The 23039-nt window shown below is 68.0% G+C and carries 25 protein-coding genes; 11 read left to right on the top strand and 14 right to left on the bottom strand.

The features are described 5' to 3' along the window. Window positions 1-83 precede the first annotated feature (83 nt). Window positions 84-1157, top strand: a complete 1074-nt coding sequence (locus AC3WR5_RS27050) for a hypothetical protein (RefSeq protein ID WP_492488540.1) — start codon at window positions 84-86, stop codon at window positions 1155-1157. Here AC3WR5_RS27050 and AC3WR5_RS27045 read toward each other — a convergent pair. The 3 genes from AC3WR5_RS27045 to AC3WR5_RS27035 form a co-directional block, all read right to left on the bottom strand. Further along, window positions 1147-2088 (bottom strand): ABC transporter substrate-binding protein, encoded by a 942-nt coding sequence (locus AC3WR5_RS27045; protein ID WP_492488538.1) that lies wholly within the window; start codon window positions 2086-2088, stop codon window positions 1147-1149. The two genes, AC3WR5_RS27050 and AC3WR5_RS27045, sit on opposite strands and share 11 nt — an antisense overlap. Beyond that, window positions 2085-2930, bottom strand: coding sequence for a class II aldolase/adducin family protein (locus AC3WR5_RS27040; protein WP_492488536.1), 846 nt, complete (start codon window positions 2928-2930; stop codon window positions 2085-2087). Before AC3WR5_RS27040 ends, AC3WR5_RS27045 begins: the two co-directional genes overlap by 4 nt. Before the next feature lie 148 nt (window positions 2931-3078). After that, window positions 3079-4179, bottom strand: a complete 1101-nt coding sequence (locus AC3WR5_RS27035; RefSeq protein WP_231012504.1) for an LLM class flavin-dependent oxidoreductase — start codon at window positions 4177-4179, stop codon at window positions 3079-3081. Window positions 4180-4344: 165 nt separating this feature from the next. Between AC3WR5_RS27035 and AC3WR5_RS27030 the strand changes: the two genes are divergently transcribed. After that, a complete protein-coding gene (locus AC3WR5_RS27030) occupies window positions 4345-5556 on the top strand; it encodes an acyl-CoA dehydrogenase family protein (RefSeq protein WP_492488534.1) in 1212 nt (403 codons plus the stop codon). Between the two features lie 39 nt (window positions 5557-5595). Here AC3WR5_RS27030 and AC3WR5_RS27025 read toward each other — a convergent pair whose 3' ends face one another. Then, window positions 5596-6519 (bottom strand): LysR family transcriptional regulator, encoded by a 924-nt coding sequence (locus AC3WR5_RS27025; protein WP_492488533.1) that lies wholly within the window; start codon window positions 6517-6519, stop codon window positions 5596-5598. A gap of 52 nt (window positions 6520-6571) precedes the next feature. On the opposite strand from AC3WR5_RS27025, the gene AC3WR5_RS27020 reads away from it, so the two are divergent. The 6 genes from AC3WR5_RS27020 (at window position 6572) to AC3WR5_RS26995 (ending at window position 12319) form a co-directional block, all read left to right on the top strand. Beyond that, window positions 6572-7177 carry a cysteine dioxygenase family protein gene (locus tag AC3WR5_RS27020; protein WP_492488531.1) on the top strand — a complete coding sequence of 202 codons (606 nt, stop codon included), beginning with the start codon at window positions 6572-6574 and terminating at the stop codon, window positions 7175-7177. 42 nt (window positions 7178-7219) lie between these two features. Continuing rightward, the gene (locus AC3WR5_RS27015) at window positions 7220-8836 is read left to right on the top strand and encodes a rhodanese homology domain-containing protein (protein ID WP_492488529.1); all 1617 of its coding nucleotides are present in this window, start codon (window positions 7220-7222) and stop codon (window positions 8834-8836) included. 134 nt (window positions 8837-8970) lie between these two features. Beyond that, entirely contained in the window at window positions 8971-9636 is a 666-nt protein-coding gene (locus AC3WR5_RS27010) for a GDSL-type esterase/lipase family protein (RefSeq protein WP_492488527.1), read from the top strand. Window positions 9637-9700: 64 nt separating this feature from the next. Beyond that, window positions 9701-10075 carry a hypothetical protein gene (locus tag AC3WR5_RS27005; protein ID WP_492488525.1) on the top strand — a complete coding sequence of 125 codons (375 nt, stop codon included), beginning with the start codon at window positions 9701-9703 and terminating at the stop codon, window positions 10073-10075. Window positions 10076-10219: 144 nt separating this feature from the next. Continuing rightward, window positions 10220-11788, top strand: coding sequence for an ankyrin repeat domain-containing protein (locus AC3WR5_RS27000; protein WP_492488523.1), 1569 nt, complete (start codon window positions 10220-10222; stop codon window positions 11786-11788). Between the two features lie 66 nt (window positions 11789-11854). Next, on the top strand, window positions 11855-12319 hold the full coding sequence (locus AC3WR5_RS26995; RefSeq protein ID WP_492488521.1) for a tetratricopeptide repeat protein: 465 nt from the start codon (window positions 11855-11857) through the stop codon (window positions 12317-12319). A gap of 290 nt (window positions 12320-12609) precedes the next feature. Here AC3WR5_RS26995 and AC3WR5_RS26990 read toward each other — a convergent pair whose 3' ends face one another. Genes AC3WR5_RS26990 through AC3WR5_RS26975 form a run of 4 tightly spaced genes read right to left on the bottom strand, consistent with a single transcriptional unit; the run spans window position 12610 to window position 16620 of the window. Further along, on the bottom strand, window positions 12610-13785 hold the full coding sequence (locus AC3WR5_RS26990; RefSeq protein WP_492488520.1) for a c-type cytochrome: 1176 nt from the start codon (window positions 13783-13785) through the stop codon (window positions 12610-12612). After that, window positions 13782-14594: an ABC transporter ATP-binding protein gene (locus AC3WR5_RS26985; RefSeq protein ID WP_492488518.1), complete on the bottom strand. Its 813-nt coding sequence runs from the start codon at window positions 14592-14594 to the stop codon at window positions 13782-13784. Before AC3WR5_RS26985 ends, AC3WR5_RS26990 begins: the two co-directional genes overlap by 4 nt. Then, complete coding sequence (locus AC3WR5_RS26980; protein WP_492488734.1) at window positions 14588-15649, bottom strand: ABC transporter permease; 1062 nt, start codon at window positions 15647-15649, stop codon at window positions 14588-14590. The genes AC3WR5_RS26985 and AC3WR5_RS26980 overlap by 7 nt, the downstream gene beginning before the upstream one ends. 20 nt (window positions 15650-15669) lie before the next feature. Beyond that, entirely contained in the window at window positions 15670-16620 is a 951-nt protein-coding gene (locus tag AC3WR5_RS26975; RefSeq protein WP_492488732.1) for an ABC transporter substrate-binding protein, read from the bottom strand. Window positions 16621-16932: 312 nt separating this feature from the next. Between AC3WR5_RS26975 and AC3WR5_RS26970 the strand changes: the two genes are divergently transcribed. After that, window positions 16933-17904, top strand: a complete 972-nt coding sequence (locus tag AC3WR5_RS26970; RefSeq protein ID WP_492488517.1) for an aliphatic sulfonate ABC transporter substrate-binding protein — start codon at window positions 16933-16935, stop codon at window positions 17902-17904. 45 nt (window positions 17905-17949) lie between these two features. On the opposite strand, the gene AC3WR5_RS26965 is transcribed toward AC3WR5_RS26970, so the two are convergent. Next, entirely contained in the window at window positions 17950-18531 is a 582-nt protein-coding gene (locus tag AC3WR5_RS26965; protein ID WP_492488515.1) for a VapC50 family PIN domain-containing toxin, read from the bottom strand. Continuing rightward, window positions 18532-19026 carry an excisionase family DNA-binding protein gene (locus AC3WR5_RS26960; protein WP_492488730.1) on the bottom strand — a complete coding sequence of 165 codons (495 nt, stop codon included), beginning with the start codon at window positions 19024-19026 and terminating at the stop codon, window positions 18532-18534. A 147-nt stretch (window positions 19027-19173) separates the two neighbouring features. On the opposite strand from AC3WR5_RS26960, the gene AC3WR5_RS26955 reads away from it, so the two are divergent. After that, window positions 19174-19383: a hypothetical protein gene (locus AC3WR5_RS26955; RefSeq protein ID WP_492488514.1), complete on the top strand. Its 210-nt coding sequence runs from the start codon at window positions 19174-19176 to the stop codon at window positions 19381-19383. Between the two features lie 34 nt (window positions 19384-19417). On the opposite strand, the gene AC3WR5_RS26950 is transcribed toward AC3WR5_RS26955, so the two are convergent. Then, complete coding sequence (locus AC3WR5_RS26950) at window positions 19418-19696, bottom strand: hypothetical protein (RefSeq protein ID WP_492488512.1); 279 nt, start codon at window positions 19694-19696, stop codon at window positions 19418-19420. A gap of 136 nt (window positions 19697-19832) precedes the next feature. Beyond that, a complete protein-coding gene (locus AC3WR5_RS26945; protein ID WP_492488510.1) occupies window positions 19833-20108 on the bottom strand; it encodes a ribbon-helix-helix domain-containing protein in 276 nt (91 codons plus the stop codon). A gap of 168 nt (window positions 20109-20276) precedes the next feature. On the opposite strand from AC3WR5_RS26945, the gene AC3WR5_RS26940 reads away from it, so the two are divergent. After that, window positions 20277-21317, top strand: a complete 1041-nt coding sequence (locus AC3WR5_RS26940) for a serine hydrolase domain-containing protein (protein ID WP_492488508.1) — start codon at window positions 20277-20279, stop codon at window positions 21315-21317. Here the strand turns inward: AC3WR5_RS26940 and AC3WR5_RS26935 are convergent. Together AC3WR5_RS26935 and AC3WR5_RS26930 are read right to left on the bottom strand one after the other, a co-directional pair. After that, window positions 21295-21939: a 2-dehydro-3-deoxy-6-phosphogalactonate aldolase gene (locus AC3WR5_RS26935; RefSeq protein WP_492488507.1), complete on the bottom strand. Its 645-nt coding sequence runs from the start codon at window positions 21937-21939 to the stop codon at window positions 21295-21297. The two genes, AC3WR5_RS26940 and AC3WR5_RS26935, sit on opposite strands and share 23 nt — an antisense overlap. 19 nt (window positions 21940-21958) lie before the next feature. After that, complete coding sequence (locus AC3WR5_RS26930; protein WP_492488505.1) at window positions 21959-22891, bottom strand: 2-dehydro-3-deoxygalactonokinase; 933 nt, start codon at window positions 22889-22891, stop codon at window positions 21959-21961. Window positions 22892-23039 lie beyond the last annotated feature (148 nt).

The following is a 23039-nucleotide window of genomic DNA, read 5'->3' as shown; positions in this document are numbered from 1 at the left end:
CTACGATCGCGCCGCTGCCGGCAACGCACCGCAGTAGTACAAGCGTCGGCAGCCTCTGTTTTCAAACATCAAGGAGGTTCCCGATGTCATTGTTTTCGAACACCGTTCTGGCCAGCTTTGCCGCCACCGCTGCGCTGCTGGGCGCGCCGCAGTCTGCCAGCGCGCAGACCTACACGCTGCAAGTGCTGGCGCCGTTTGGCAAGCTGGCCTATGCCTGGCCGGAGGCCATCGACGAGGCCGGCGTGGCATCGGGCGCGGGCCGCAGGAAAAACGAGTCCATGTACTACCCGGTGCTGTGGACCAACGGCCGCGCGAAGGTGCTGAAGAACCCCGAGCAATGGTCGTTCGACATGGCCAGGCTCAGCGCGCAGAACAACTACATGGTGGCCTATGCGTACGACCGCAGCATCAGCGTGCTGTGGCGGCCCGATGGTTCGATCACGCCTTTTGCCTCCTTCGCGCCGGCCGGCGAGCCTTGTGGCTGCATGGCGCTGGACGTGGACAGCCAGGGCCACGCGGTGGGCCTGGCGTACAAGAATGGCGTGCAGCAGCCGGTGCTGTGGACCGACCCCGCACTGCCACCCACCGTGCTGCCCGCGCCTGCCGGTGTCAGCTTCCCGGAAGCCTATCGCACGGCGGCCAACGGCTGGGTGATCGGCTTCGGCTTTGGCAGCGATGGATACTACAGCACCATGGTCTGGAAGGATGGCCAGTTGCAGGACATGTCGGCACTGGCCGGTCTCACCGGTTCCATCTTCGATGACATCAACGACCACGGCACGGCGGCCGGCTCTTACATCGACTTCGGCCGCGACACCGAAATGCCCATGCTCTGGAAGGCCGGCCAGCTGGAGTTGCTGGCCACGGCCCAGTACCAGGGCTGCAGCGTCAGCGCGATCAACAACCTGGACCTGCCGGTTGGCTCCTGCGACGGCAGGGCGGTGATCTGGAAGGACGGCGTGCCGACCCTGCTCACCAGCCTGCTGAGCGCGGACACCCAGGCCGCCGGCTGGGTGGTGGAGCTCACGCTGGCCATCAACGACCAGGGCGACATCCTGGCGCAGGTCCGCAACACCACCCGCCAAAACCAGGATTCGGAGACCTACGCGGTGCTCAAGCCGATCTCGAACGCAGGCGCCCGACGCCTCACACGCTGACAAACGTCTCGCTGACCGCCAGCCGCTTGGCGAGCAGGCCGGCGTCCAAGTAGACGTCGGCCGTTTTCTGCTGCTCGGCGATCAACGCGGCGTCGATCGGCAGGTAGCGGGTCTGTCGGCGTTCATAGGCCAGGCGGGCGGCCGGTGCGGGGATGCCGACGATGCGGGCCAGCGCGTCCGCATAGTCGCCGATGTGGGCGTTGGCCCAGCGCTGGGCGCGTTCGGTGCGGGCGCGGAAGTCCACCAGGATCTCGCGCTTGTCGCGCAGCGCGGTGTCGGTCGCGGCGATGTAGCTGAGGCCGGACCACAGGCCGCGGCCATTGCTCAACACGCGCAGCTTGTCCACCGTTTCGGCCACTGCGGTGTAGGGCTCCCAGGTGGCCCAGGCGTCCACCGAACCGCCGACCAGCGCGAGCTTGGCGTCTGACGGGGCGAGGAAGCGGAACTGCACGTCGCCGGGCTGCAGGCCGGCGGCGGCGAGCGTGCGCAGCGTCACGAAATGGCCGATGGAGCCGCGGTTGGTCGCGACGCTCTTGCCTTTGAGATCCGCGCCGGTGCGCAGGCTCGAGTCGGTCTTGACCAGCACCGCGGTGCCATAGGCATCGCTGCGGTTCACGGCAAAAGCCTTGATGCGCACGCCTTGCGCCAGCGCGAAGATCAGCGGCGCGTCGCCAATCGGCCCCAGCTCGACGGCCTCGGCGTTCAGCGCTTCGGCCAGCGGTGCGGCGGCCGGGAACTCGGCCCACTGGATCTCGTACGGCAGGTTCTTCAGCTCGTCGGCGCATTCCAGCAGCGCGCGCAGGCCGCCCTTCTGGTCGCCCGCCTTCAGCACCGGCTTGCCGGCGGCGCGCACGAAGGCCGGCGCCGCCAGCAGTGCGGCGCCGGCGCCCGTCGCCTGCAGCAAAGCACGGCGCCCAATGTCACCGTTCACGTCAGCACCTCCGGCTCGTCCTCGACCAGCACGGCAGCCAGGCTGTCGAACGCGCGGCGGGCGCCGGTGGCACGGCCGATCTGCGCATGCGTGTGCTCGGCGACCTCCGGCGAGATCAGCTGCGGCGTGCCGGCGGCTTCGGCCAGCAACTGGGTGCGGGCGGCGTTTTCGAGTGCGATGTACCACCAGGCCACCGCCTCGACCGTGGGGCCCGCCGTGAGGATGCCGTGGTTCTTCAGGATCAGCGCCTTGCGGGTGCCGATGGCCTGGGCAATGCGCCGGCCCTCGTCCTCTTCGAACACCACGCCTGTGAAGTCGTCGAACAGCGCGTGGTCGTTGTAGAACACGCAGGCGTCCTGCGTCAGCGGGTCCAGCAGCCGGCCCAGCGTGGACCAGGCCTTGCCGTGCAGCGAATGGGTGTGGGCCGCGGCGATGACCTGCGGGTGCGCCTCGTGGATCGCGGCATGGATCGCAAAGGCAGCCTGGTTCAGCGGCCCGCGGCCGACGACGATCTCGCCTCGCGAATTGACCAGCAGCAGGTCCGACACGCGGATGCGGCTGAAGTGCAGGCCAAACGGGTTGACCCAGAAGTGGTCCGGCAGCGCAGGGTCGCGGGCGGTCACGTGGCCGGCCAGGCCGACGTCGAAACCCTGGCGCGCGAACAGCCGGAAGGTGATGGCCAGCTTCTCCTGGCGGTGGCGGCGCTCCTGCGCCACGTTGCGCGCGGGCACGGCGGATTCATCCCACCAGAAGTGCTGGCGCGGCGGCGTGTTGACGGCCAGGCCTTCGAGCGGGTCAAAGTCGACCTGCAGCCCCGGCGCTTCGTTCAGTACGGCGCTCATTGGCGCACCCCACGACCTACGGTCGGCCCCGCCAAGCGGGGATGAGCCCCCTCGGGCGGCCGGGCGGGGCTCACTGGAGCACCCTCCGCTTCGCGGGTCCCTCCGAGAGGGACGCGAGCGCGCCCTTCGGGCGGCCGGGCGGGCGCACTCATGCCGCCTCCTTGTGCAAATCCTGCCCCCGCGCCTCGCGCTCCGCGGCCAGCTCTCGCAGACGCGGGATCAGCTCGCGGCCGTAGTCGAGTGCGTCTTCCAGCGGGTCGAAGCCGCGGATCAGCAGCGTGCCCACGCCCAGGTCGATGTAGCGCGCCAGCGCCTGTGCGACCTGCTCGGGCGTGCCCACCAGCGAGGTCGAGTTCGAGCGGCCGCCGGACTCGCGGGCGATGGCCGTCCACAGCCGCTCGTCGACCACGTCGCCGCGCTCGGCCGCGCTGAGCAGCCGGCGTGCGCCTTCGCTCTGCAGCGGCGTACCCTGGCCGGCGCCGCTGGCCGCGCGCAAGCGGCGGGTCTCGGCCAGGATGGCGTCGGCGCGGGCCCAGGCCTTGGCTTCGGTGTCGGCAATGATGGGGCGGAACGAAACCGAGAAGCGCACCTTGCGGCCATGCCGCGCCGCCTCGCCGCGCACCCGGCGGATCAGCTCGCCGGACTCGGCCAGCGGCTCGCCCCAGAGCGCGTAGGCGTCCGCGTGCTTGCCGGCCACGCGCAGCGCGGCTTCGCTGGCGCCGCCGAAGAAGATCGGGATGTGCGGCTGCTGCAGCGGCTTGATTTCGGAGAACGCATCTTCGTAGCGGTAAAGCGCGCCTTCGTGGTTGAAGGGCTTGTCCGAGGTCCAGGTCTGGCGCAGCACCTGCAGGTATTCATCGGTGCGGGCGTAGCGGCTGTCGTGGTCGAGGAAGTCGCCATCGCGGCGCTGCTCGGCATCCGAGCCGCCGGAGATCACGTGCACCGCGAGCCGGCCGCCGGTGAAGTTTTCCAGCGTGGCCAGCTGGCGGGCCGCGAAGGCAGGGCCGATGAAGCCGGGCCGGTGCGCCAGCAGGAATTGCAGCTTGTCGGTGACCGACGCGGCGTAGGCAATGACCTGGCTGGCGTCCGGGCCGGTGGAGTGCTGCGCCACCAGCACCCGGTCGAAGCCGGCAGACTCATGGGCCTGGGCGAAACGGCGGGTGTAATCGCGGTCAATCACCGGGCCTCTCGGGGCGTGCGTCTCCGACTGGTGCTGCGTGCTGATCATGCCGATGATCTCGAGCGACATGGCGTCTCCTGAAGAAGGGTCTGGACAGGACCCGGACGCTAGCCCTAGATCATGCGCACATCAAATGATGATTTCGAATGAACATGCTCATATCGCATGCTTGACCCGCCTCGCGCAGGCCTCTAGCCTGCGCAGCCAGCGTCACTCGTTTTCCCTGCAGTCGCCATGACCTTGCTCGCCGAACCGGCCCAATTCGCGCCCGACTCCCACGCCAAGGCGGCAACCCTCGCCAGCCGGGCCACCGAGGTCGACCTGCAGGCGCTCAGCGCCACGCTGGCCGCGACCAGTGCCGTGCACGACGCCGAAGCCAGCTTCCCACATGCCAACTTCGCGCTGCTGCAGCGCCACGGCCTGCTCGCGCTGACCGTGGCCGAGGCCGATGGCGGCGCCGGCGCCGGGCTGCAGCGGGCACGCGAGGTGATTGCCGCCGTCTCGCGCGGCGACCCGGCCACCGCGCTGGTGCTGACCATGCAGTACCTGCAGACGCGCGCGCTGTCCCGCCCCGGCAACGGCTGGCCCGAGGCGCTGCGCCAGCAGGTGCTGCACAGCGTGGTGCACGACGGCGCGCTGCTGAACGCGCTGCGCGTGGAGCCCGAGCTGGGCACGCCCGCGCGCGGCGGGCTGCCGGCCACGGTGGCGCAGCGCTGCGCCGAAGGCTGGCGCGTGTCCGGCCACAAGCTCTACAGCACCGGCGTGGAAGGCCTGAGCTGGCTGGTGGTCTGGGGCCGCAGCGACGAGACCCCCGTGCGCACCGGTGCCTTCCTGGTGCCGCGCCAGGCACCCGGCGTGCGCATCGTCAAGACCTGGGACAGCCTGGGCCAGCGCGCCAGCGGCAGCCACGACGTGCTGCTGGAACAGGTGCTGATCCCCGCCTCGCATGCGCTCGAATTGCGCGAGCCGGCCGACTGGTCACGCGCACCGGACGCCGAGCAGCAGCACTGGATGCACGTGCTGCTGGGCGCGCTGTACGACGCGATTGCGCTCAACGCGCGCGACTGGCTGATCCACTTCCTGCGCACCCGCGCCCCCGCCAGCCTGGGCGCGCCGCTGGCCACGCTGCCACGGGCGCAGGAGGCGCTGGGCGAGATCGAGCTGCTGCTGCAGGCCAACCGGCTGCAGCTGGACGCCGCCGCACGCGACGGCGACGCCGGCCACCCCTGGTCGCCGGCCGACAGTGGGCTGCTGAAGACCGCCGTGACGCGCAACGCCATCGAGGTGGTGGAACGCGCGCTGAAGCTCAGCGGCAACCACGGCATGGCGCGCGCCAACCCGCTGGAGCGCTACCACCGCGACGTGCTCTGCGGCCGCATCCACACGCCGCAGGAAGACAGCGCCTGCATCGCCGCTGGCCGCGCGGCGCTGCAGGCCGCCAGCTGAACCATGCCGACCCCGCAGTACCGGATCGGCAACCTGGTTTCAGGCCCGGCGGCGCACCGCCGGCTTGGTGCCCAGCCCCATCACCTCGACCACGTCGGCCGCGAAGCGCCGCAGCGGCGCCTCGAACTTGCCCAGCAGCCGCGCGTGCAGCAGCCACAGCGCCACGCGCGGCTGGAAGTCGGAAAGCGGCAGCACGTCCAGCTGCTCGCGCCAGGCGCTGGCCGTGAGCAAGGGCTCGGGCACCAGGCCCAGCCCCAGGCCTTCGGCCACCATTTGCAGCTGCAGCTCGCGGCCGAAGGTTTCCAGCCGGATGTCCATGGGCACGCCCTGCGCGGCCAGTGCGCGCTGCAGGCCGGCGCGAAAACCGCAGCCGTCAGGGTTCAGCACCCAGCCTTGCGGCGCCACGTCAGCCAGCCGCAGCCTGGACTTGCGCGCCACACCACGCGGGCCCACGACGACCAGCCGCACCGCCTCGCCCAGCGGCTCGCCCTGCACATCCCGCGGCAGCGCGTGGCCTTCGGGCAGCAGCACCACCGCACCGTCGAGCTCGGCATGCACCAGGCGCTGCACGATCTGCCCGGCCCAGCCGACGGAAACCTGCACCGTGAGCTCGGGCGTGGCCTCGCGCAGCCGCGCCAACGCGACCGGCAGCACCAGGTCACCCAGGCCCTGCGTGAGCCCCAGGCGCAGGCTGCCGGAAGGCCGCGTGTCCAGCGCCACCAGCGCGCGCAGCGCCGTGACTTCGCGCAACACGGCGCGGCACTGCGCATGCACCTCGCGGCCCATCGCATTGACGCGCGGCGGCTTGACGTTGCGGTCCAGCAGTGCCACGCCCAGCGCCTCTTCCAGGTTCTGCACCCGGCGGGTGATGGTGGGTTGCGTCAGCTGAAGCGACTCGGCCGCCGCGCTGATCGACTGCATGCGAACCACGGCAACAAAGGCTTCGAGGTCTTCTAACTTCATGTGGCATCAGCATGAAAGAGGCGTTGCATCATAACGAGACGGAGCGTTGAAAATGACTTCCACCGAGCTGCCGAACCCGCGCCCGCTGCGCGAATTCATCGCCGCATTGACGCGGCTGGCCGAGCGCCGCCTGCCCGAGCCTGCAATGCTGGCCGAGGCCAGGCCGCTGCTGGCCGGGCTGGTCAGCCACGACAACTGGCTGCCGCCCGAGCTGGCCGAGCCGGACCCGGTGCGCTACCGCCAGTTCCTGCTCTACGCCGACCCGCTGGACCGCTTCTCCATCGTCAGCTTCGTCTGGGGCCCGGGCCAGGCCACACCGGTGCATGACCACACGGTGTGGGGCCTGATCGGCATGCTGCGCGGCGATGAGGAGTCGCAAGGCTACGTGCTGGACGACGCTGGCACCGCCCGCCCCAGCGGCGAGCCGGTGCGGCTCAGCCCAGGCCAGGTCGAGGCCGTGTCGCCCACGCTGGGCGACGTGCACCGCGTGCGCAACCTGCACGCGGACCGCACCTCCATCAGCATCCACGTCTATGGCGCCAACATCGGCTCGGTGCGGCGCTCGGTCTACCCCGCCGAGGGCGGCCGCAAGCCCTTTGTGTCTGGCTACTCCAACGGCTGGCTGCCCAATCTCTGGGACGTGTCCAAAGAACACTGATGCTTTCCGAATCCCATCCAAAAACTGCCCCGAAAGCCCCGCATGCCCGCTGACCACGCCCTGCCCCTGACCTCTCCCGAAGCCGTGCGCGAAGCGCTGCGCGCCGGCCGCGAGATCGCGTTGATCGACGTGCGCGAGGAAGACCCGTTCGCCCAGGCGCACCCGCTGTTTGCCGCGCAGCTGAGCCTGTCTCGCGTGGAGATGGATGCGCCGTGGCGGCTGCCGCGCCGCGAGGTGCCCGTGGTGCTTTATGACGACCAGGGCGGCAGCCTGGCCTTGCCGGTGGCGGAGAAGCTCAAAGGCCTGGGCTACACCCAGGTCTCGCTGCTGGCCGACGGGCTGGACGGCTGGCGGCGCAGCGGCGGCGAGCTGTTCCGCGACGTGAACGTGCCCAGCAAGTCCTTTGGCGAACTGGTGGAGCACGAGCGGCACACGCCTTCGCTGGCGGCCGAAGAAGTGAAGGCCTTGCTGGACCGCGGCGCCAACATGGTGGTGCTGGACGCGCGCCGCTTCGATGAATACCAGACCATGAGCATTCCCAGCGGCATCAGCGTGCCGGGCGCCGAACTGGCGCTGCGGGTGCGCACGCTGGCGCCCGATCCAACGACGCAGGTCATCGTCAACTGCGCCGGCCGCACGCGCAGCCTGATCGGCACCCAGTCGCTGATCAACGCCGGCATTCCCAACCCGGTGGCGGCCCTGCGCAACGGCACCATCGGCTGGACCCTGGCCGGCTTCGAGCTGGCGCACGGCGAAGCCAAGCAGGCCGGCCCGGTGGACCGCAGCAACCGCGCCGCGGCCCGCGAGGCCGCACAGGCACTGGCCGCACGCGCAGGCGTGCAGCGGCTGGACGAAGCTGCGCTGCTGGCGCCGGACCCGCTGGGCCGCACCGTCTACCGCTACGACGTGCGCTCGCCCGAGGAATTCGCCGCCGGCCACCTGCCCGGCTTCGGCAGCGCACCGGGCGGCCAACTGGTGCAGGAGACCGACGTGTTCGCGCCGGTGCGCGGCGCGCGCATCGTGCTGGTGGACGACGACGGCGTGCGCGCGCCGATGACCGCGCACTGGCTGGCCCAGATGGGCTGGGACGTGGCCTACGTGGCCGATGTCGCCCGGGCTCGCTTCGAACACCGCAGCGCCTGGCCACCGAAGACACCTTCGCCCGCGGTGCCCAGCATCAGCGTGGCCGAACTGGCCGAGGCGCTGCCCGAAGGCCGCACCGTGGTGATCGACCTCACGGCGAGTGCGCGCCATGTGCAGCGCCACATTCCTGGCGCCTGGTGGGCGCTGCGCGCCGAGCTGCCGGCCGTGCTGCCGCAGATCGCCGCGGCGCTGCCGCAGCCACCCAGCCGCATCGTGCTGACCTGCGGCAGCAGCGAGCTGGCACGCTTTGCGGCGGCCGACCTGGCGCGCGAGACCGACACGCCGGTGCTGGTGCTCGAAGGCGGCAACACCGCCTGGTTCACCGCCGGCCAGCCGGCCGAAACTGGCGCCCAGCGCCTGGCCAGCCCGCGCACCGACCGCTATCGCCGCCCCTACGAAGGCACCGACAACCCGCGCGAAGCGATGCAGGGTTACCTGGACTGGGAGTTCGGCCTGGTGGCGCAGCTGGCGAGCGATGGCACGCATGGCTTCAAGGTGCTGCCGGCAGCCGGTTGAAAGGGCCCTGATGACCGGACCCGGCAGTTCACCGACTCGATCGACGCCAGAAGCGGCTGGTCGCGAACGGCGGCTTTCGAAATGCCAGTCGCCGGAAGATTGACAATGTGTGCCTCAAAACGCGCGAGGACGCCATGTCCCACATCGTTCTGCTCGGCGACTCAGTCTTCGACAACATCTCATACACGCAGGGTGCCCCTGACGTTGCCACGCAGCTCGGGAGCAAATTGCCCTCAGGCTGGCGCGCCTCCCTGCGCGCCATTGACGGTTCGACTGCCAACGATATTGAGTCTCAAGTGGCGTCGGTTCCGTCGGACGCTACGCACCTGGTGCTCAGCGTAGGCGGCAACAACGCGCTTTTGGTCGCCGAAGTTCTCGACACTCCGGTCTCGTCAACAGCGGAGGCATTTCGGCTGATGGCCGACATCAGGGACCAATTCGAAGCGGAATATTCTTCCGCGCTGGATGCGTGCCTTCGGCTTGACCTTCCCTTGACGGTCTGCACTGTCTACAGCGGCAACTTTCCAGATGCAGACTTCAATCGACGCGCCCAAATCGCTCTCGCAGTCTTCAACGATGTCATTTCGCAAGCTGCGCTGGCGCGCAGTCTTGACGTCATTGATCTAAGAGCAGTCTGTACCCTGCCGACAGACTTCGCCAATCCGATCGAACCATCAGCAAACGGCGGGATGAAGATCGCGAGCACCATCGTGAGCTTCGTCGCTCAGCAGGAATTCTGGTGCGGCACGAGAGTAGGCAAATTCAAACTGGCCGAGCACGCAGCAGAGGGTCGGCTCTAGTAGGCCGATAGCGGCGCGGTCGCGGTAGAGAGCTTTCGAAACATCACTGGCGACTCCCTGAACCATGGCACCGTGGAACGATCCCGTCGAGGCATGTCCCCGCTGCAAATCGGTGCATCGCGTCAAGCCCAAGCTCGTGCTGATCGATCCTCCCGATCCCGCTCGCGCAGGCGATGCGCGGCGAGTCGGTTGCTCGTGCGCGGGTGACCTCTCTGTGACCGACTTGAAGCCCGAGTTCGCCGAATCGGGAGCTTCCGCGCAATTTATTCAAGGGCTGTATTGCGACCTGTGCGGGATTGGCCTCGTCCCGGAGTTCATGGCCAAGCCGCCGAAGGCCAAGTTCATCGCAGTGCCAGGAGGTTGGCGGCGCATCCATGAGGACGGCACACAGGGACTGCTGCTCGAGCGCGTGGCGGATGATCCAGAGTGCTACCTGTAGACGCTCATCCATGCTTCGCGCTGACTCCTGCATCGGGCCGAGAGCGTGACGATCACGCTTGGCATCGTGAGGCGGCAGTTGTTTAGGAGCTGACGTTGTCGAGCGTTCGCTTCCGGTGAGCCTGGTCGAACGTCTCCGAACGGTATGCTCAAGAGCATCAGCACTGACGTCCAGGCAATGTCGAATCTGCCGACTCCTTCCATTGCAGGCTCTTCCCTGCGAGAACTTCTTCGCGCCGGCACGCTTGCCGAGATCCAAGCTGCGATAGGTGCGGGCGCCGACGTGGCTAGCTTTCGTGACGAGCATGGCTACGATGCGATGCAGACAGTGGCGTTCGGATGGGGCGCGACTCGCGACGACGAGATGCCAGACCTCCTTCGTTTGCTGGCTGCGCACGGTGTGCGTCTCGATGGCCAGTCTTCGCACGGCGAGTCGGCCCTGAGCGTCCTGTCGCGGCAATGCCGTTTTGACGCAGTTCGTGCCTTGCTGGAGATCGGAGCACCCGGGGGCCTGCTGGCTTGGACAACGCTGTGCCGGGAAGTTGCATTTGGCACGCTTCAGGATGTTGGAGCCCGTGCGTCGCTCTATCCGAATGAGCTGGAGGAAAGGGATCGGTGGTCGCGAACGCCATATGTGCTTGCACTTGCATTGGGACGACTCGACGTAGCCGAAACGCTCCTTGAGGCAGGAGCAGAACGCCAGGCAACCGATCACGTTGGTCGTCCTCCGATTTTTCATGCGGTGATGTCCGGGCGCACGGACGTCGTCCGTTGGCTGCTCGAGCGAGGCGCGAAGGTGGATGCGACCGACAAGGGCGGCAGCACCTCGCTCCTCGACGCGGTGGAAGCGGACGACCACGCGATGGTGGAGCTGTTGCTATCCGTCGGTGCCGATCCGAATCACGAGCAGGTCGGCTTTCCTGCGCTCGGCTGCGTTGAATCTCGCGCGATGGCGATCCGCTTGCTGGAGGCTGGAGCCGATCCCTCCGCCTTGCGCCACGAACAGCAACGCCTGTTCCTGGAGGCAACGGCTGGAACCCCAAGCAATCCGTTCGAAGGACTGGGCTTGGTCGACTTCGAGCGCGATCGCACGCGTCGTTTCGGTCAGTGCAATGCGCAGCCTATGCAAGTGCCTTTCTGGCTCGCGATGGTGCGCTCGGGGCTGACTGGCTACCAAGCCGCCAATCACTTTGGCGTGGACACATTTGACAGCGCCAGGCCCGTTTGGTGTGCAAACCGGATGGGACAGTCACTCACAATGCTGCCGGACGGCCGCGTCGTGCAAATCGCTGGCGAGCATGAGGATGGCTACGATCCCGACTTTTGCATCTACAACGACATTTTCGTCCACCATCTCGATGGCCGCCTGGAGATCTTCGGCTATCCGGAATCTCTATTCCCACCGACTGACTTCCATACGGCGACTCTCGTGGGCGATCGCATCATCGTGATCGGCTCGTTGGGCTATCAGGGCGACCGCGCCTATGGAACGACGCCGGTGTTCGCGCTGAGCACTCACGACTGGCGCATTGAACGCATTTCGGTCGCGAGCGAGCGCCCGGGCTGGATTCATGGGCACCGTGCCGTTCTGGTTGGAAATGGCGAGATTGTCGTGACTGGCGGTGAGGTGCTGTCGCAAGTGGGCGATGACGAGATCTCGACGATCAACACACGATCCTTCATCCTGGACCTGGCTGCATCGCGATGGCGCTGAGCGGCCGACGACTTCAGGGTCGGCTACGCAGCAGTCTTGTCGCCCGATTACAAAGTTTGGTGTCTCATGGACTTACCCGCTGATTCCCATTTCGAACGAGGCGATGCACTCGAAGAGCAAGGCTCCTTTGAGCAAGCGTTCGAAGAGTTCACTGCCGGAGCCAAGTCTGGAGATGCCTCTTGCATGACTCGATTGGCGCTGCTTTACACCTTGGGGAAGGGAATTGACTGTTGTGACTACGACAAGGCCATCGAATGGGAAACCAAAGCCTACGAGGCTGGCAGCACGATGGCGCAATTCAATCTCGGAATCACATATCGAATGAAAGGAGACCTTCTTGAGGCTAGAGGGTGCTTCGAGAAGGCTTTAAGTGCCGGCGACAATAGCGCAGCCCTGGAACTTGCGAAACTGTATGTCGTAAGTCCGAAGGAGTCGGAGACCGCCAAGAGCTATCTCTGCCTTGTTCTTGCTGACGATTCGCTGTGCGAGGCGGAACGAGAAGAAGCAAGACGCCTGCTCTCACGCATATGAGGCAACCGCGTAGCCAATAGTTCGAGCCGACAGCCCTCGAAGGCCTCGGTCCGCAGCTCAGTTTCAACGGCGAGCGACTGCTTTCTGGCGCCGAAGTTTGCGAGTCGGAGGACAGCAACGGGTCGACAGCGTGAGTCCATCGCCGCGAGCAGCAGACATTCATCGGAGGCCAACAGGCGAGAGAAGCCCGGCCGGCTGCATAAAGAAGACACGGCCGAGTTCATCGCCATGCGCACAGCCCCGGCGGGGATGAGAACGTTTGGGGCGGCCCTGTGTTTCCCGGTGAGCGATCACGGCAGGTGCGGCGTGCCGGGCACCACGGCCCGGACCGGCTCGGCGTCCATGCGGGCGATGAGTTGGTCCAATGCGTCGGCCGGCGCACCGCGGTTTGAGGCGCCATCAGCCTCGGCGCGGCAGACGAGGTCGTCTGCCCGCCAGCCGGCTGCGCCCGGCTGGCTGCGCGCCCGCAGCCAGCCCTGACGGTCGGCGATGAACTGGGTGCCGGCCAGCTCGGTGGGCGGCACGCCGGCAATGCGGGCCAGCGCGGCCCAGGCCTCCGGGTCCTGGGCCTGGCAGGCTGCCGAGTTGGCCCCATTGGCGGGCTGGCCGGGTGCCGGCACGGCAATGGTGATGAAGCGCGGGTCTTCGCGCAGGGACGGGCCTGCAGCCACCAGGCGCAGGCGTTGGCCGGTCCAGCTGCGCAGCGGCCGTGTGGGGCCGTTGTCACAGCGCACCGCCATCTCGGGCAGGGCCACCGGCAGCCGCCAGCGCCCCTCCTCGCGCAGCGTTTGGCCGGCCGCCTGGGCCTGCAGGTAGGCCAGCAGTTGCCAGGTTTCGCCAGGCGACACGGAGGAGGCAAAGCCGGGCATGGTATGGCGGCCTTGGGTGTCCTGCATGCCGTGCTGGACCTGCCACCACAGCTCGCCCTCTCGCCGCCGCGCCAGCAGGCCGCGGTTCAGGTTGGGCGGCCACAGTGGCTGCTGCGCGGCCAGCGGGCCGTCGCCGCTGCCACTGGCGCCATGGCAGGCCACGCAGCGCTGTTGGTAGAGCTGCGCGCCTTGCACGATGGCGGCGGCACTGAAGCCACCGGGCGATTGCTGGAAGCTGCTGGGCACGGCGGGCGCCCACAGCAGCCAGGCCTGGCCCCAGGGCCACAGCGCCAGGCCCGCTGCCAAGCCCAGCAGCGCGCCAGCCCACAAGGGCCGCCGGGCGCGGCGCCACAGCAAGCCCGCCAAGGCCGGCAACAGGGTGAGCGCCAGTACCAGCACGGCGAGCAGCAGCGAACGCGCCAGCCCGCGGTCGATGGCCAGCACTTCCAGCGCCAGCCGCTGCGCAAAAGGCCAGGCCGGCTGGCCGTTCAGCTCGGCGGCCAGGCCCAGCGTGTGCAGTGCCGCGAGCAGCGCTTGCTGCGCCTGTTCCAGCAGCGCGAGCCAGGCGGGCAGCCAGTCACTGCTGCCAGGGCTCACCAGGTCGCGTCCAGCCCCAGTGCGCGGAGGGCCTGGTGGCGCAGCGCGGCCAGGCGCGCGTCGCCGCGGTGGCGCGGGTACGGCAGGTCCACCGCGATCTCGGCCACCTGCCGCGCCGGCCGCTGGCTCAGCACCACCACGCGCTGCGCGAGGAACAGCGCCTCTTCCACGTCGTGCGTGACCAGCAGCACCGAGAAGCGCTGGCGTTGCCACAGCTCGGAGAGCTCGCCCTGCATGGTCAGCCGGGTCAGTGAATCCAGCTTGCCCAGCGGTTCGTCCAGCACCAGCAGGCTGGGGTCGTTGACCAGCGCGCGGGCCAGCGCCACGCGCTGCGCCATGCCGCCCGAGAGCGCATGCGGGTGCGCGCCTGCGAACTCGCTCAGGCCCACCAGCGCCAGCGCCTGGTCCACGCGGCCACGCTGCGCGCGCAGCACGCCGCGCGCCTGCAGGCCCAGCGCCACGTTGTCCCACACGGTGCGCCAGGGGTAGAGCGTGGGGTCCTGGAAGACGACGATGCGCGACGGGTCCGGCCGCGTGATGGGCTGGCCGTCCTGGGTCAAGCGGCCGATGCTCGCAGGCTCCAGCCCGGCGACCAGGCGCAGCAGCGTGGACTTGCCGCAGCCGCTGGGGCCCAGCAGCGCGACGAACTCGCCAGGCGCCACGCTGAGGTCGATGCCGTCCAGCACCGGCAACGCCGGCTTGCCGCCGTGGCCAGGAAAGCGGTGGCTGACGCCCTCGATGCCGATGCGGGCGCCGCGCGCGGGCGATGTGTTGGCCACGGGGGCAATGTCGATCACGGCGTTCACCATTTGACGGTGCCTTTCTGCCAGGAGAGCGCCCGGTCCCGCACCGCAAACAGCAGCGTGATGAGGCCGGAGCACAGCAGCGCCATGACGATCAGCGCGGCGTACATGTTGGTGTAGGCCGCCCAGCCCTGGGCCCAACTGAGGTACCAGCCCAGCCCGGCTTTCACGCCCATCATCTCGGCCGTGACCAGGATGGAAAACGACGCGCCCAGACCCATGAACAGGCCGACGAAGACCTGCGGCAGCGCAGCCGGGATGGCCACGCGCAGCACCAGGAACCATTCGGATGCACCCAGCGTGCGGGCAACGTCGTAATACTGCTTGTTGACGCTGGCCACACCCGACCAGGTCAGCACCGCGACCGGGAAACCGGTGGCCAGCGCGATCAGGAACACGGCCGCGGCGTGGCTGGACGGGAAGAAGAAAAATGCCAGCGGCAGCAGCGCCGAAGCCGGAATGGGCCCGACAAAGCGGATCACCGGGTGCACCCAGTAGCCCACCTGGCGTGACCAGCCGATGGACACGCCGACCAGGAAGCCCACCACCGCGCCAATGCTCACGCCCTGCACCAGCAGCAGGGCAGAGTGCCAGGTGCTTTCGCCCAGGCGCTTCCAGTCGTCGATGTAGACCTCGGCCAGGCTTTGCGGCGGCGCGAAAAACGGCGTGGGCAGCACGGCCAGCTTGGCCGTCAACACCTGCCACAGGCCCAGCAGCAAGGGCAACGCGACCAGCCACGGCCCGGCCACGCGCCAGCGGCTGGCCCTCGCCGGATTCAGGCCCACGGCAGCCAGCAACAGCAGGCCCACCGCAGCGGCCACGAAGCCGAACTCGCGGGTGTAGGCCCAGTCCGAAAAGCCGCTGACCTGGTTGGGCCACAGCAGCGTGAGCGCCGCCAGGCCGCCCCAGGCCAGCGCAGCGAGCAGGCCCACGCGCCAGCGTCCGGCTGCCGGCAGCGCCGGCTCGGTGGCCGGCAGGGAGGCCGGCTTCGCGGGTGTGGCTGAAGCAGCCGTCGAAGAAGTGCCTGAAGGCCCCGGCAGGCCATAGAACTGATCCAACATGCGCAGCAGTGCCATGGCGCTCAGCTCAGTGCGTTGTAGTAGACGTGCTGCGCGAAGCGCGCCGGGTCGGTGCTCTGCTTGAGCACGCCCACCGAGCGGAAATCGTTGGCGTAGAACTCGATTTCCTTTTGCAGGTCCTGCGCCACCGGATGGTGACGGTGCGTCAGCGTGCCCAGCAGCTTGCGCAAGTCTTCGGTGGCAACGTTGGGCGCGTGCTTGTGGAAGATCTCGGCGGTCTCGTTCGGGTTGTCGGCCACGAAGTCCGAGGCCTGCACGATGGCCCGCACCAGGCCGGCCACCACCGGCTTCTCCTTGCGCACCAGCTCGCCGCGGGCGCCGATGATGCAGCAGGTCTTGTCGGCGTATTCGCCAGAAAGGTTGGTGGCCAGCTCGGTGTAGATGCCGGGCGTGCGTTTTTCCAGCAGGTAGAGGTTGGGGTCGCCGTCGGCAATGGCCTGGATCTCGCCCTTGTCCACCGCCACGCCCAGCAGGTCGGCCGGGTACTGGCGCCAGTTCACGTCGCGCTCGGCGTCAATGCCGTTCTTGGCCAGCAAGATGGCGAAGAAGTTCTTGCCGGGGCTGGCCAGGTCGCTCACGCCGATGGTCTTGCCCTTGAGCTTCTTCAGGTCGGTGACGCCAGCGGTCTTCGCGCCGATCAAGCGCACGCAGCCGCCGTGCGAGCTGCCGACGATCTTCACGTCGAAACCGGCCTCCAGCGGCTTCAGCCAGCGGTGGATCATGCCGACCGCGGCGTCTGCCTTGCCGGTGGCCAGCGACTCCAGCAGCTGGTCGGTCGAGCCGGTGTAGTTGACCAGCTCCACCTGCAGACCGTTGCGCTCGAAGTAGCCGCGCTCCAGCGCCACCAGCACCGGCGAGAGGCAGAAGGCGTTGGCATTCCAGGCGAAGGTCAGCTTGCGCGGCGCGCTCCAGGCGCGGCGGCTCAGCAGCCCCAGCGAAGCGGCCGTTGCCATTGCAGCGCCGCCGCTGATGAGGCGCCGGCGCGGCAGCGTGACAAGGCCGGGCTTGGGTTCGACTGGGTTCACGGGCTCTCCCTGCAGGTCTTTTAAACAGTGCATGAAGTTAACGAATGATCATGCCGATTGGAAATGATGATGCGACGCTTGGATATGCGTTTCGGCGCGGTCACCGGCTCGCTTCCCTCGTGGCTGCACCCTGTCCGCTCGGTGGCGGCATATCGATCTGACGATTGGTTCGTTCGGCCGCCGCCTGCGCGCACATAGGCTGGCGCGCTGTTTGTTGTTCCCTGCTGTTGCCGAGGTGCCATGTCCCACGATTTCCCTGCCCTGTCCCGTCGCCAACTGCTGCAGGCCGCCGGGCTTGCGGCACTGCCGCTGGCGGCATTGCCCGCGCGGGCAGCCGAGCCCGAGAAGCTGCGCATCGGCTACCAGAAGTCGTCCACGCTGACGATCTTCCTGAAGTCGCGCAACACGCTGGAGCAGGCGCTGGCCGCGCAGAACGTGCAGGTCTCGTGGCACGAGTTCAGCTCCGGTCTGCCGCTGCTGGAAGCGCTGAACGTCGGCGCCATCGACCTCAGTGCGGATGTGGCCGATGCGGTGCCGCCGTTCGCGCTGGCCGCCGGCGCGAAGCTGACCTACTACGCGATCGAAACGCCCTCGCCCACCGCGCAGGCCATCGTCGTGAAGAAGGATTCACCGCTGACCAGCGTGGCGCAGTTGAAGGGCCAGAAGGTGGCGTTTGCCAAGGGCGCCGGCGCGCACTTCCTGCTGCTCGAAGCCCTGTCCCAGGCCGGCCTGACGTTCAAGGACATAGCGCCGGCCTACCTCAGCCCGGCCGACGGCCGCGCCGCGTTCGAAAACGGCAGCGTCGCCGCCTGGGTCGTGTGGGACCCGTTCCTCGCCGCAGTGCAGCGCCAGTCCGGCGCCAAGGTGCTGGTCGACGGCACCAGGCTCTCCAGCTACCGCCGCTTCTACCTCGCCGCCACGCCCTTCGCCCAGCGCCGTCCCGACGTGCTCGCCGCCGTTTACCGCGAGCTGCAGCGCGCCGGCGACTGGATCAAGCAGAACCCCAAGCCAGCCGCCGAATGGCAGGGCCCGCTGATCGGCCTAGACGCCGCCACGGTAGAGGCCGCCAACCTCCGCCGCAGCTACAAGGTCCAGCCGGTGGACGCCGAATCCCTGGCCGAACAACAACGCATCGCCGATGCGTTCACGCAGGCACAGGTGCTGCCGCGCAAGGTCAGCATGGCGGAGTCGCCGGTGTGGCGGCCGGTTTGAGGTAGCTGGCCGGCGGTACCCACCAGCCTGGCTGAACCAGAACCGTCAGATCAGGTCTGCGGCATCGCGCAGCAGCCTGGCCACCGCCAGCAGTTGATTGCGCTCCATGGCGTCCGCAAACATCTGCGGTGTGAATGCGGGGTTGCGTCGGCGCATGCGCATTTGCTTGAAGGCCGTGAGCACCCGTACCTGGTCCAGTTCGAACTGGTGGATCAGGAATTCGTCCGGATGCACCGCCTCGATGCCGTGGGCACCCAGCGCGCTAGCCGGAAAGTCCTTGAGGTTCATCGTGACGATGCAGTCGGCATGTCCTGCAATCGCAGCGGCAAGCACATGGCGGTCGTTTTCGTCCGGCAATGCCAAGGCCGCCACCATCGGCGACCATGCCGCTTCTGGCACTTCCCAATCAGGATAGGCCAGGTGCATGTCCTCGCGACGGGCATGAAAGTCTTCGACTGGCCGGCTGTATTGCGCTGCCAGGCTGCGCGTCCACTCGTCGTCGATGCGGGCGGTCCATTTCGGCGCGAACAACTCGGTCTTTCCCACCGACATCAGCGCATCACACACCCCCAGCGGAAACAGCACGCAGGCGTCAAGCAGTGCGGTGTATCGCAGCAAGCCCGCCATTCAGTAGTCCAGCCCCATTTCGCGCTCCGCGTCGGCCATGCGCTGCAGCGCCGCTTCGCGCTGGCTGCGCATGGCATCGCGATAGGCCATCAAGGCTCGAAACTCGATCCTGCGGTGGGAGCCCACCTTGCGAAACGGCATCTTGCCCTGCTCCAGCTCCTTCACCAGGAACGGACGAGAGACATTGAGGAATGCCGCCGCCTCGATGGTGGACAGCTCGCGGTTTTCAGGCACCAGGCTGACGGAATGCCCTTCGCTCATCATCCCCAGCACATTCGCCAGCAGCCGAAGCACGCCCGGCGGGACTTCGATCTTCGCTTCCACGCCGGCTTCGTCTGAAACCGTGATCGCTGCGGCGCGCGAATGGTCCAGCGAGGCCATCAGGCAACGCTGCGCCGCCGCGGCCATCTTCTGTTCCGCTTCGCCCAACACGGGCGCCTCAAGAATTTTCTCGCTTGTGCTCATGGTGCTCTCCAAGGCCGCGGCGGTCGCCACATCCAATGAGCACTATGCCATCAAGTGAAATAAGTGCAATAACCGCCATGAGTGCAACGTGCGTTTTGCCTGTTGTCACTGGTTCAGCGCAACGGCTACGCGACCAGGAACATGGCCTCGGCGTGAGTGGCGGTCTGCGGTTCCAGCGTGAGCCGTGCGCTGGTGAGGGTGCGCATCTCGGGCGCGGGGAACGCCGCCACGGTAAAGGCGGCCAACCTTCGCCGCAGCTACAAGGTCCAGCCCGTTGACGCCGAATCCCTCGCCGAACAACAACGCATCGCCGACGCGTTCACGCAGGCTCAGGTGCTGCCGCGCAAGGTCAGCATTGCGGAGTCGTCGGTGTGGCGGCCGGTTTGAGGCGGGCGGCAGGCGGTATCCGGCCTTCGTGGAATCAGTCCTTGCCCTGTGCCGCCCGGTGTGCGGCTTGCGCCGCGCGGTACATCGACGCGTGCAAGCTGCCGAGCTTCGGATTCTGACCCATCGGCGCCCTGGGTGGCACAGCAAAGAATTCTTCTGCCCATGGCAACTGGACGGTCTGACCGACGTTGAACTTCGTGTCGAAACTCAACCCTGCTGCGCCATAGGCGGCTGGGTTGCTCAGCTTCGTGATTGAAAACTCGCCGGCATGCAGGCGATTGACCTGCTGCGACGTGCCGTAGGCCACGGTCACAGCAACGCCGTCCTCGCGTTCCTCAACGTCGCAGACGAGCGCGGGCCTTGGCTTCGGTCCCGGCGAGCGCCGCGGCAGCTCTGGAAATCGGCACCAAACGATATCGCCCGGTACGGGCGCCGGCCAATTCGCCACGTCAGAACAGCGACTGCTTGTTCACGATCTTGCCCGTGGGCAAGGCGGCCTGGGCCAGTTTGCGTACTGCCTTGAGCTCGGATGCCTTGAGCGGGCCGTCGTCAGGCTCGTAACCCGGTAACTCCTCTTTGGCAAGCCTGGAGAGCGCCATGTGAACGACCTCCGTCTCGGAGAGGTCAAAGTGCTCAGCCATGGACTTGACGGTCTCCCGCGTCACGCCGAATTGTGTGTCGCGGGCGCGGAACTTGAGCAGCAGATTGGGTGCGGAAACAGGCATCGGCGACTCCTTTGATATATATAAAATATATACCATTCGACTTTGCATTGCCAGGGGTATGCGCGGTGGCGTCATCTAAAGACGCGATGATGCCTGTTCAGGTGGCCAGATGGCACCCGCTTTCAGGCTTGCACACACAGGTGACCGATGCGCTGGAAAAGATGGATCATGGTGGCTGCGACGGTGTCGGTGACGCCCAGCTTGGTGGGATGCGGCAGCGTTGCGCCAGCGTCGCAGGATGGGCAGCAGCTGACCGAAGTGCTTCAGCGCTGGGACGACGAAGCGCATCACGATTTGCGCAGCGTGGTCGTGATGCACCAGGGCCGCATCGTCGCCGAGCGCTACTTCAACGGCGAGACGGCGGAGACGCTGCATGACGTACGCTCGGCCGGCAAGAGCGTGACCTCGCTGCTGGTGACGATGGCGGTGGACCAAGGGAAGATCCGCAGCCTGGCCGATCCGGTACAGGCCTACTGGCCGGCGGCCAAGGGCAGTGCGATTGGCGACGTGGCGCTGAGCGATGTGCTGACGATGCGCTCGGGCCTGGCGGCCTTTGACGAGGACCCGGCCTCGCCCGGCCAGGAGGACAAGCTGGACGATGCGGCCGATCCGCTGGCCTTCGCGCTGGGCGTGCCGCGCGCGGACCCGCCGGGCACGGTCTATCGCTACAACTCCTTGACGGCGTATGTCGCAGGGCTGGTCGTCGAACAGGCGGGCAGCCAGCCCTTGCGGGACTTCGCGCGGTTGAACCTGTTCGAGCCGCTGGGCATTCGGCAGTGGCGCTGGGATGCCGACGTTGCGGGCCACACCAAGGGCCAGGGCAACCTGTGGCTGACCGCCCGCGGCATGGCGGCGCTGGGTGAGCTGGTGCGCAACAAGGGCGAGTACCAGGGTCGGCGCGTCGTCACCGAGGCCGCCATCGCGCAGATGCTGCAGCCGCGCGTTGCCATCTCGACGGTCGACCCGTATGCCGACGGCTACGGTTACTTCTGGTACTTCAAGGCCATGCCTGTGGGCGAGCGGCGGCTGCCGGTGTGGTTCGCCTCGGGCAATGGCGGCAACAAGGTCTACGTGCTGCCTGAGCAGGCGCTGGTGGTGACGGTGGCCTCCAGCGCCTACGGGCGCGGCTATGGCCAGCGGCGCTCGCAGGAGATCCTGCACGCCGTGTTGACCGCCCTGCCCGAGCTCAGCGGCCCCAGGCCTCGATGAAGGCCTTGGCCGACGCGGCAATCGCCTCCAGCGACGTGTCAGGCTTGAACAGCGCGCCGCCGATGCCAAAACCGGTGGCGCCGGCCTTGCGCCAGCCGGCCAGGCTTTCGGGGGTGATGCCGCCCACTGGCCAGAGTGCGGTGCCGGGCGGCAGGATGCTGGCGATGGCCTGCAGGCCGGCGGGGGGCATGGCTTCAGCGGGGAAGATCTTCAGTGCGTGGGCACCGGCGCGCAGTGCGGCATAGGCCTCGCTGGCCGTGAAGATGCCGGGCACGCTGTAGCAGCCCAGTTCCACGGCGCGGGTCACGACTGCGGCGTCGAAGTGCGGCGAGACCATCAGCCGGGCGCCGGTGGCGGCCACGGCTTCGACCTGGGCCACCGTGGTCACGGTGCCCGCGCCGACGCAGGTGCCGGCCGGCTTCATGGCCTGCAGCAGCGAGATGGCTTCCAGCGCACCGGGGCGGTTCAGCGGCACTTCGAGGGCGCGGAAGCCGGCGTCGAACAGCACCTGGCCAACGGCGGTGGCGCGTTCAGGCTGCAGGCCGCGCAGGATGGCCACCAGCGGTGGCGTGGGCGGCCAGGCCGCAGCAGTGCTTGTCGGGGTGCTGGTCGGGGTGCTCATGACGGGCGTCCTCGTGGCTTCAATCGGAATGGGCTTGGAAGGCTTGCCAGGCGGCGAGTTGCACGGCCTTGGCCGAAAGTGACTCGACGCTGTGGCCGAGCTGGGTGGCGGCGCGTTCGTGCAGCACCGCCAGCGCGGGCTCGCCGATCACGCGCACCGGGCCGCCGGAAAGCGCGCCCAGGCGGGCCTGGTCGTGCCACTCGGCGCCGATCAACAGGCCGCTGACATAGGCCGCGGCGGCGGCGGCCGGCATCGCGCCGGTGACCACGCGGGCGCGGGCGCCGAACAGCGTGTGGCTGAGCACGCCTTCCGCCGCATCGGCCACGCCGGCGGCGAATGCTTGTGGATCGGGCTCGGCATCGGCCGGAGCGGCCTGCATCGCGGCCGACAAGGTGCCTTGCTGGCGCAGCAGCGCAAACAGCTCGCCGCTCATGCAGGTGCGCAGCGACCGGATGCGGCCGCCTTGCAGCTGCACCCATTTGCTGTGCGTGCCGGGCAGCACGTAGCAGCCATCATCGGCCTCGGGCCCCAGCAGTTGCAGGGCGCCCAGCAGCTGGGTTTCTTCGCCGCGCATCACGTCAACCTGGCCGCGCTCGCCGCGCCAGCGCAGGCCGGGCACCAGGCGCCAGTCGCGGCCTGCTGCGGCGCCCTGCACCGGCACCGCATGCGCGGGCAGTTCACGCAGCGGCTCGGCTGCGTCCAGGTAAGGCACTTCCTGCCAGCCCAGCGCCGAGCCAACCATGCCTGCCATGACGACGGGGGTGTCGACGGCCAGGTCGGGCCATGCGGCCAGCAACTCATCCAGCGCGGCACCAAAGCGGCCGGCGCTGGCCAGCGCGCCCTGCGCGTCATGCTGCTGCGCGAGCTGCTCACCATTCGCGCCCAGCAGGCTGGCGCGGCGGTGCGTGGTACCCCAGTCGATGCCGATGAAGGAGGAAGCGGAAGCAGTCATCGTTGGCTTGAAGAACTTCAAGAGAAAAGGGGCCGCACGCGGCGGCCCCTCGCGAGTGGATCAGGCTCGGATCAGAACCACCATTCGATCTGGGCGCCGAAGCTGTTGCCCGAGGTCTTGTCGTCGAAGGCGGTCTGGCCGGTGACGT

The sequence above is a fragment of the Ideonella sp. FW305-24 genome (assembly GCF_058788035.1).
Note: the sequence above shows the minus strand (reverse complement) of the source record. Positions and strands in the feature narration are given on the sequence as shown.

Bases quoted from the DNA above. Each gene is read 5' to 3' on its own strand.
- AC3WR5_RS27050 (WP_492488540.1), top strand. From the start codon at position 84: ATGTCATTGTTTTCGAACACCGTTCTGGCCAGCTTTGCCGCCACCGCT.
- AC3WR5_RS27040 (WP_492488536.1), bottom strand. From the start codon at position 2,930: ATGAGCGCCGTACTGAACGAAGCGCCGGGGCTGCAGGTCGACTTTGAC.
- AC3WR5_RS27035 (WP_231012504.1), bottom strand. From the start codon at position 4,179: ATGTCGCTCGAGATCATCGGCATGATCAGCACGCAGCACCAGTCGGAG.
- AC3WR5_RS27030 (WP_492488534.1), top strand. From the start codon at position 4,345: ATGACCTTGCTCGCCGAACCGGCCCAATTCGCGCCCGACTCCCACGCC.
- AC3WR5_RS27025 (WP_492488533.1), bottom strand. From the start codon at position 6,519: ATGAAGTTAGAAGACCTCGAAGCCTTTGTTGCCGTGGTTCGCATGCAG.
- AC3WR5_RS27020 (WP_492488531.1), top strand. From the start codon at position 6,572: ATGACTTCCACCGAGCTGCCGAACCCGCGCCCGCTGCGCGAATTCATC.
- AC3WR5_RS27015 (WP_492488529.1), top strand. From the start codon at position 7,220: ATGCCCGCTGACCACGCCCTGCCCCTGACCTCTCCCGAAGCCGTGCGC.
- AC3WR5_RS27010 (WP_492488527.1), top strand. From the start codon at position 8,971: ATGTCCCACATCGTTCTGCTCGGCGACTCAGTCTTCGACAACATCTCA.
- AC3WR5_RS27005 (WP_492488525.1), top strand. From the start codon at position 9,701: ATGGCACCGTGGAACGATCCCGTCGAGGCATGTCCCCGCTGCAAATCG.
- AC3WR5_RS27000 (WP_492488523.1), top strand. From the start codon at position 10,220: ATGCTCAAGAGCATCAGCACTGACGTCCAGGCAATGTCGAATCTGCCG.
- AC3WR5_RS26995 (WP_492488521.1), top strand. From the start codon at position 11,855: ATGGACTTACCCGCTGATTCCCATTTCGAACGAGGCGATGCACTCGAA.
- AC3WR5_RS26985 (WP_492488518.1), bottom strand. From the start codon at position 14,594: ATGGTGAACGCCGTGATCGACATTGCCCCCGTGGCCAACACATCGCCC.
- AC3WR5_RS26980 (WP_492488734.1), bottom strand. From the start codon at position 15,649: ATGTTGGATCAGTTCTATGGCCTGCCGGGGCCTTCAGGCACTTCTTCG.
- AC3WR5_RS26975 (WP_492488732.1), bottom strand. From the start codon at position 16,620: ATGGCAACGGCCGCTTCGCTGGGGCTGCTGAGCCGCCGCGCCTGGAGC.
- AC3WR5_RS26970 (WP_492488517.1), top strand. From the start codon at position 16,933: ATGTCCCACGATTTCCCTGCCCTGTCCCGTCGCCAACTGCTGCAGGCC.
- AC3WR5_RS26965 (WP_492488515.1), bottom strand. From the start codon at position 18,531: ATGGCGGGCTTGCTGCGATACACCGCACTGCTTGACGCCTGCGTGCTG.
- AC3WR5_RS26945 (WP_492488510.1), bottom strand. From the start codon at position 20,108: ATGCCTGTTTCCGCACCCAATCTGCTGCTCAAGTTCCGCGCCCGCGAC.
- AC3WR5_RS26940 (WP_492488508.1), top strand. From the start codon at position 20,277: ATGGTGGCTGCGACGGTGTCGGTGACGCCCAGCTTGGTGGGATGCGGC.
- AC3WR5_RS26935 (WP_492488507.1), bottom strand. From the start codon at position 21,939: ATGAGCACCCCGACCAGCACCCCGACAAGCACTGCTGCGGCCTGGCCG.
- AC3WR5_RS26930 (WP_492488505.1), bottom strand. From the start codon at position 22,891: ATGACTGCTTCCGCTTCCTCCTTCATCGGCATCGACTGGGGTACCACG.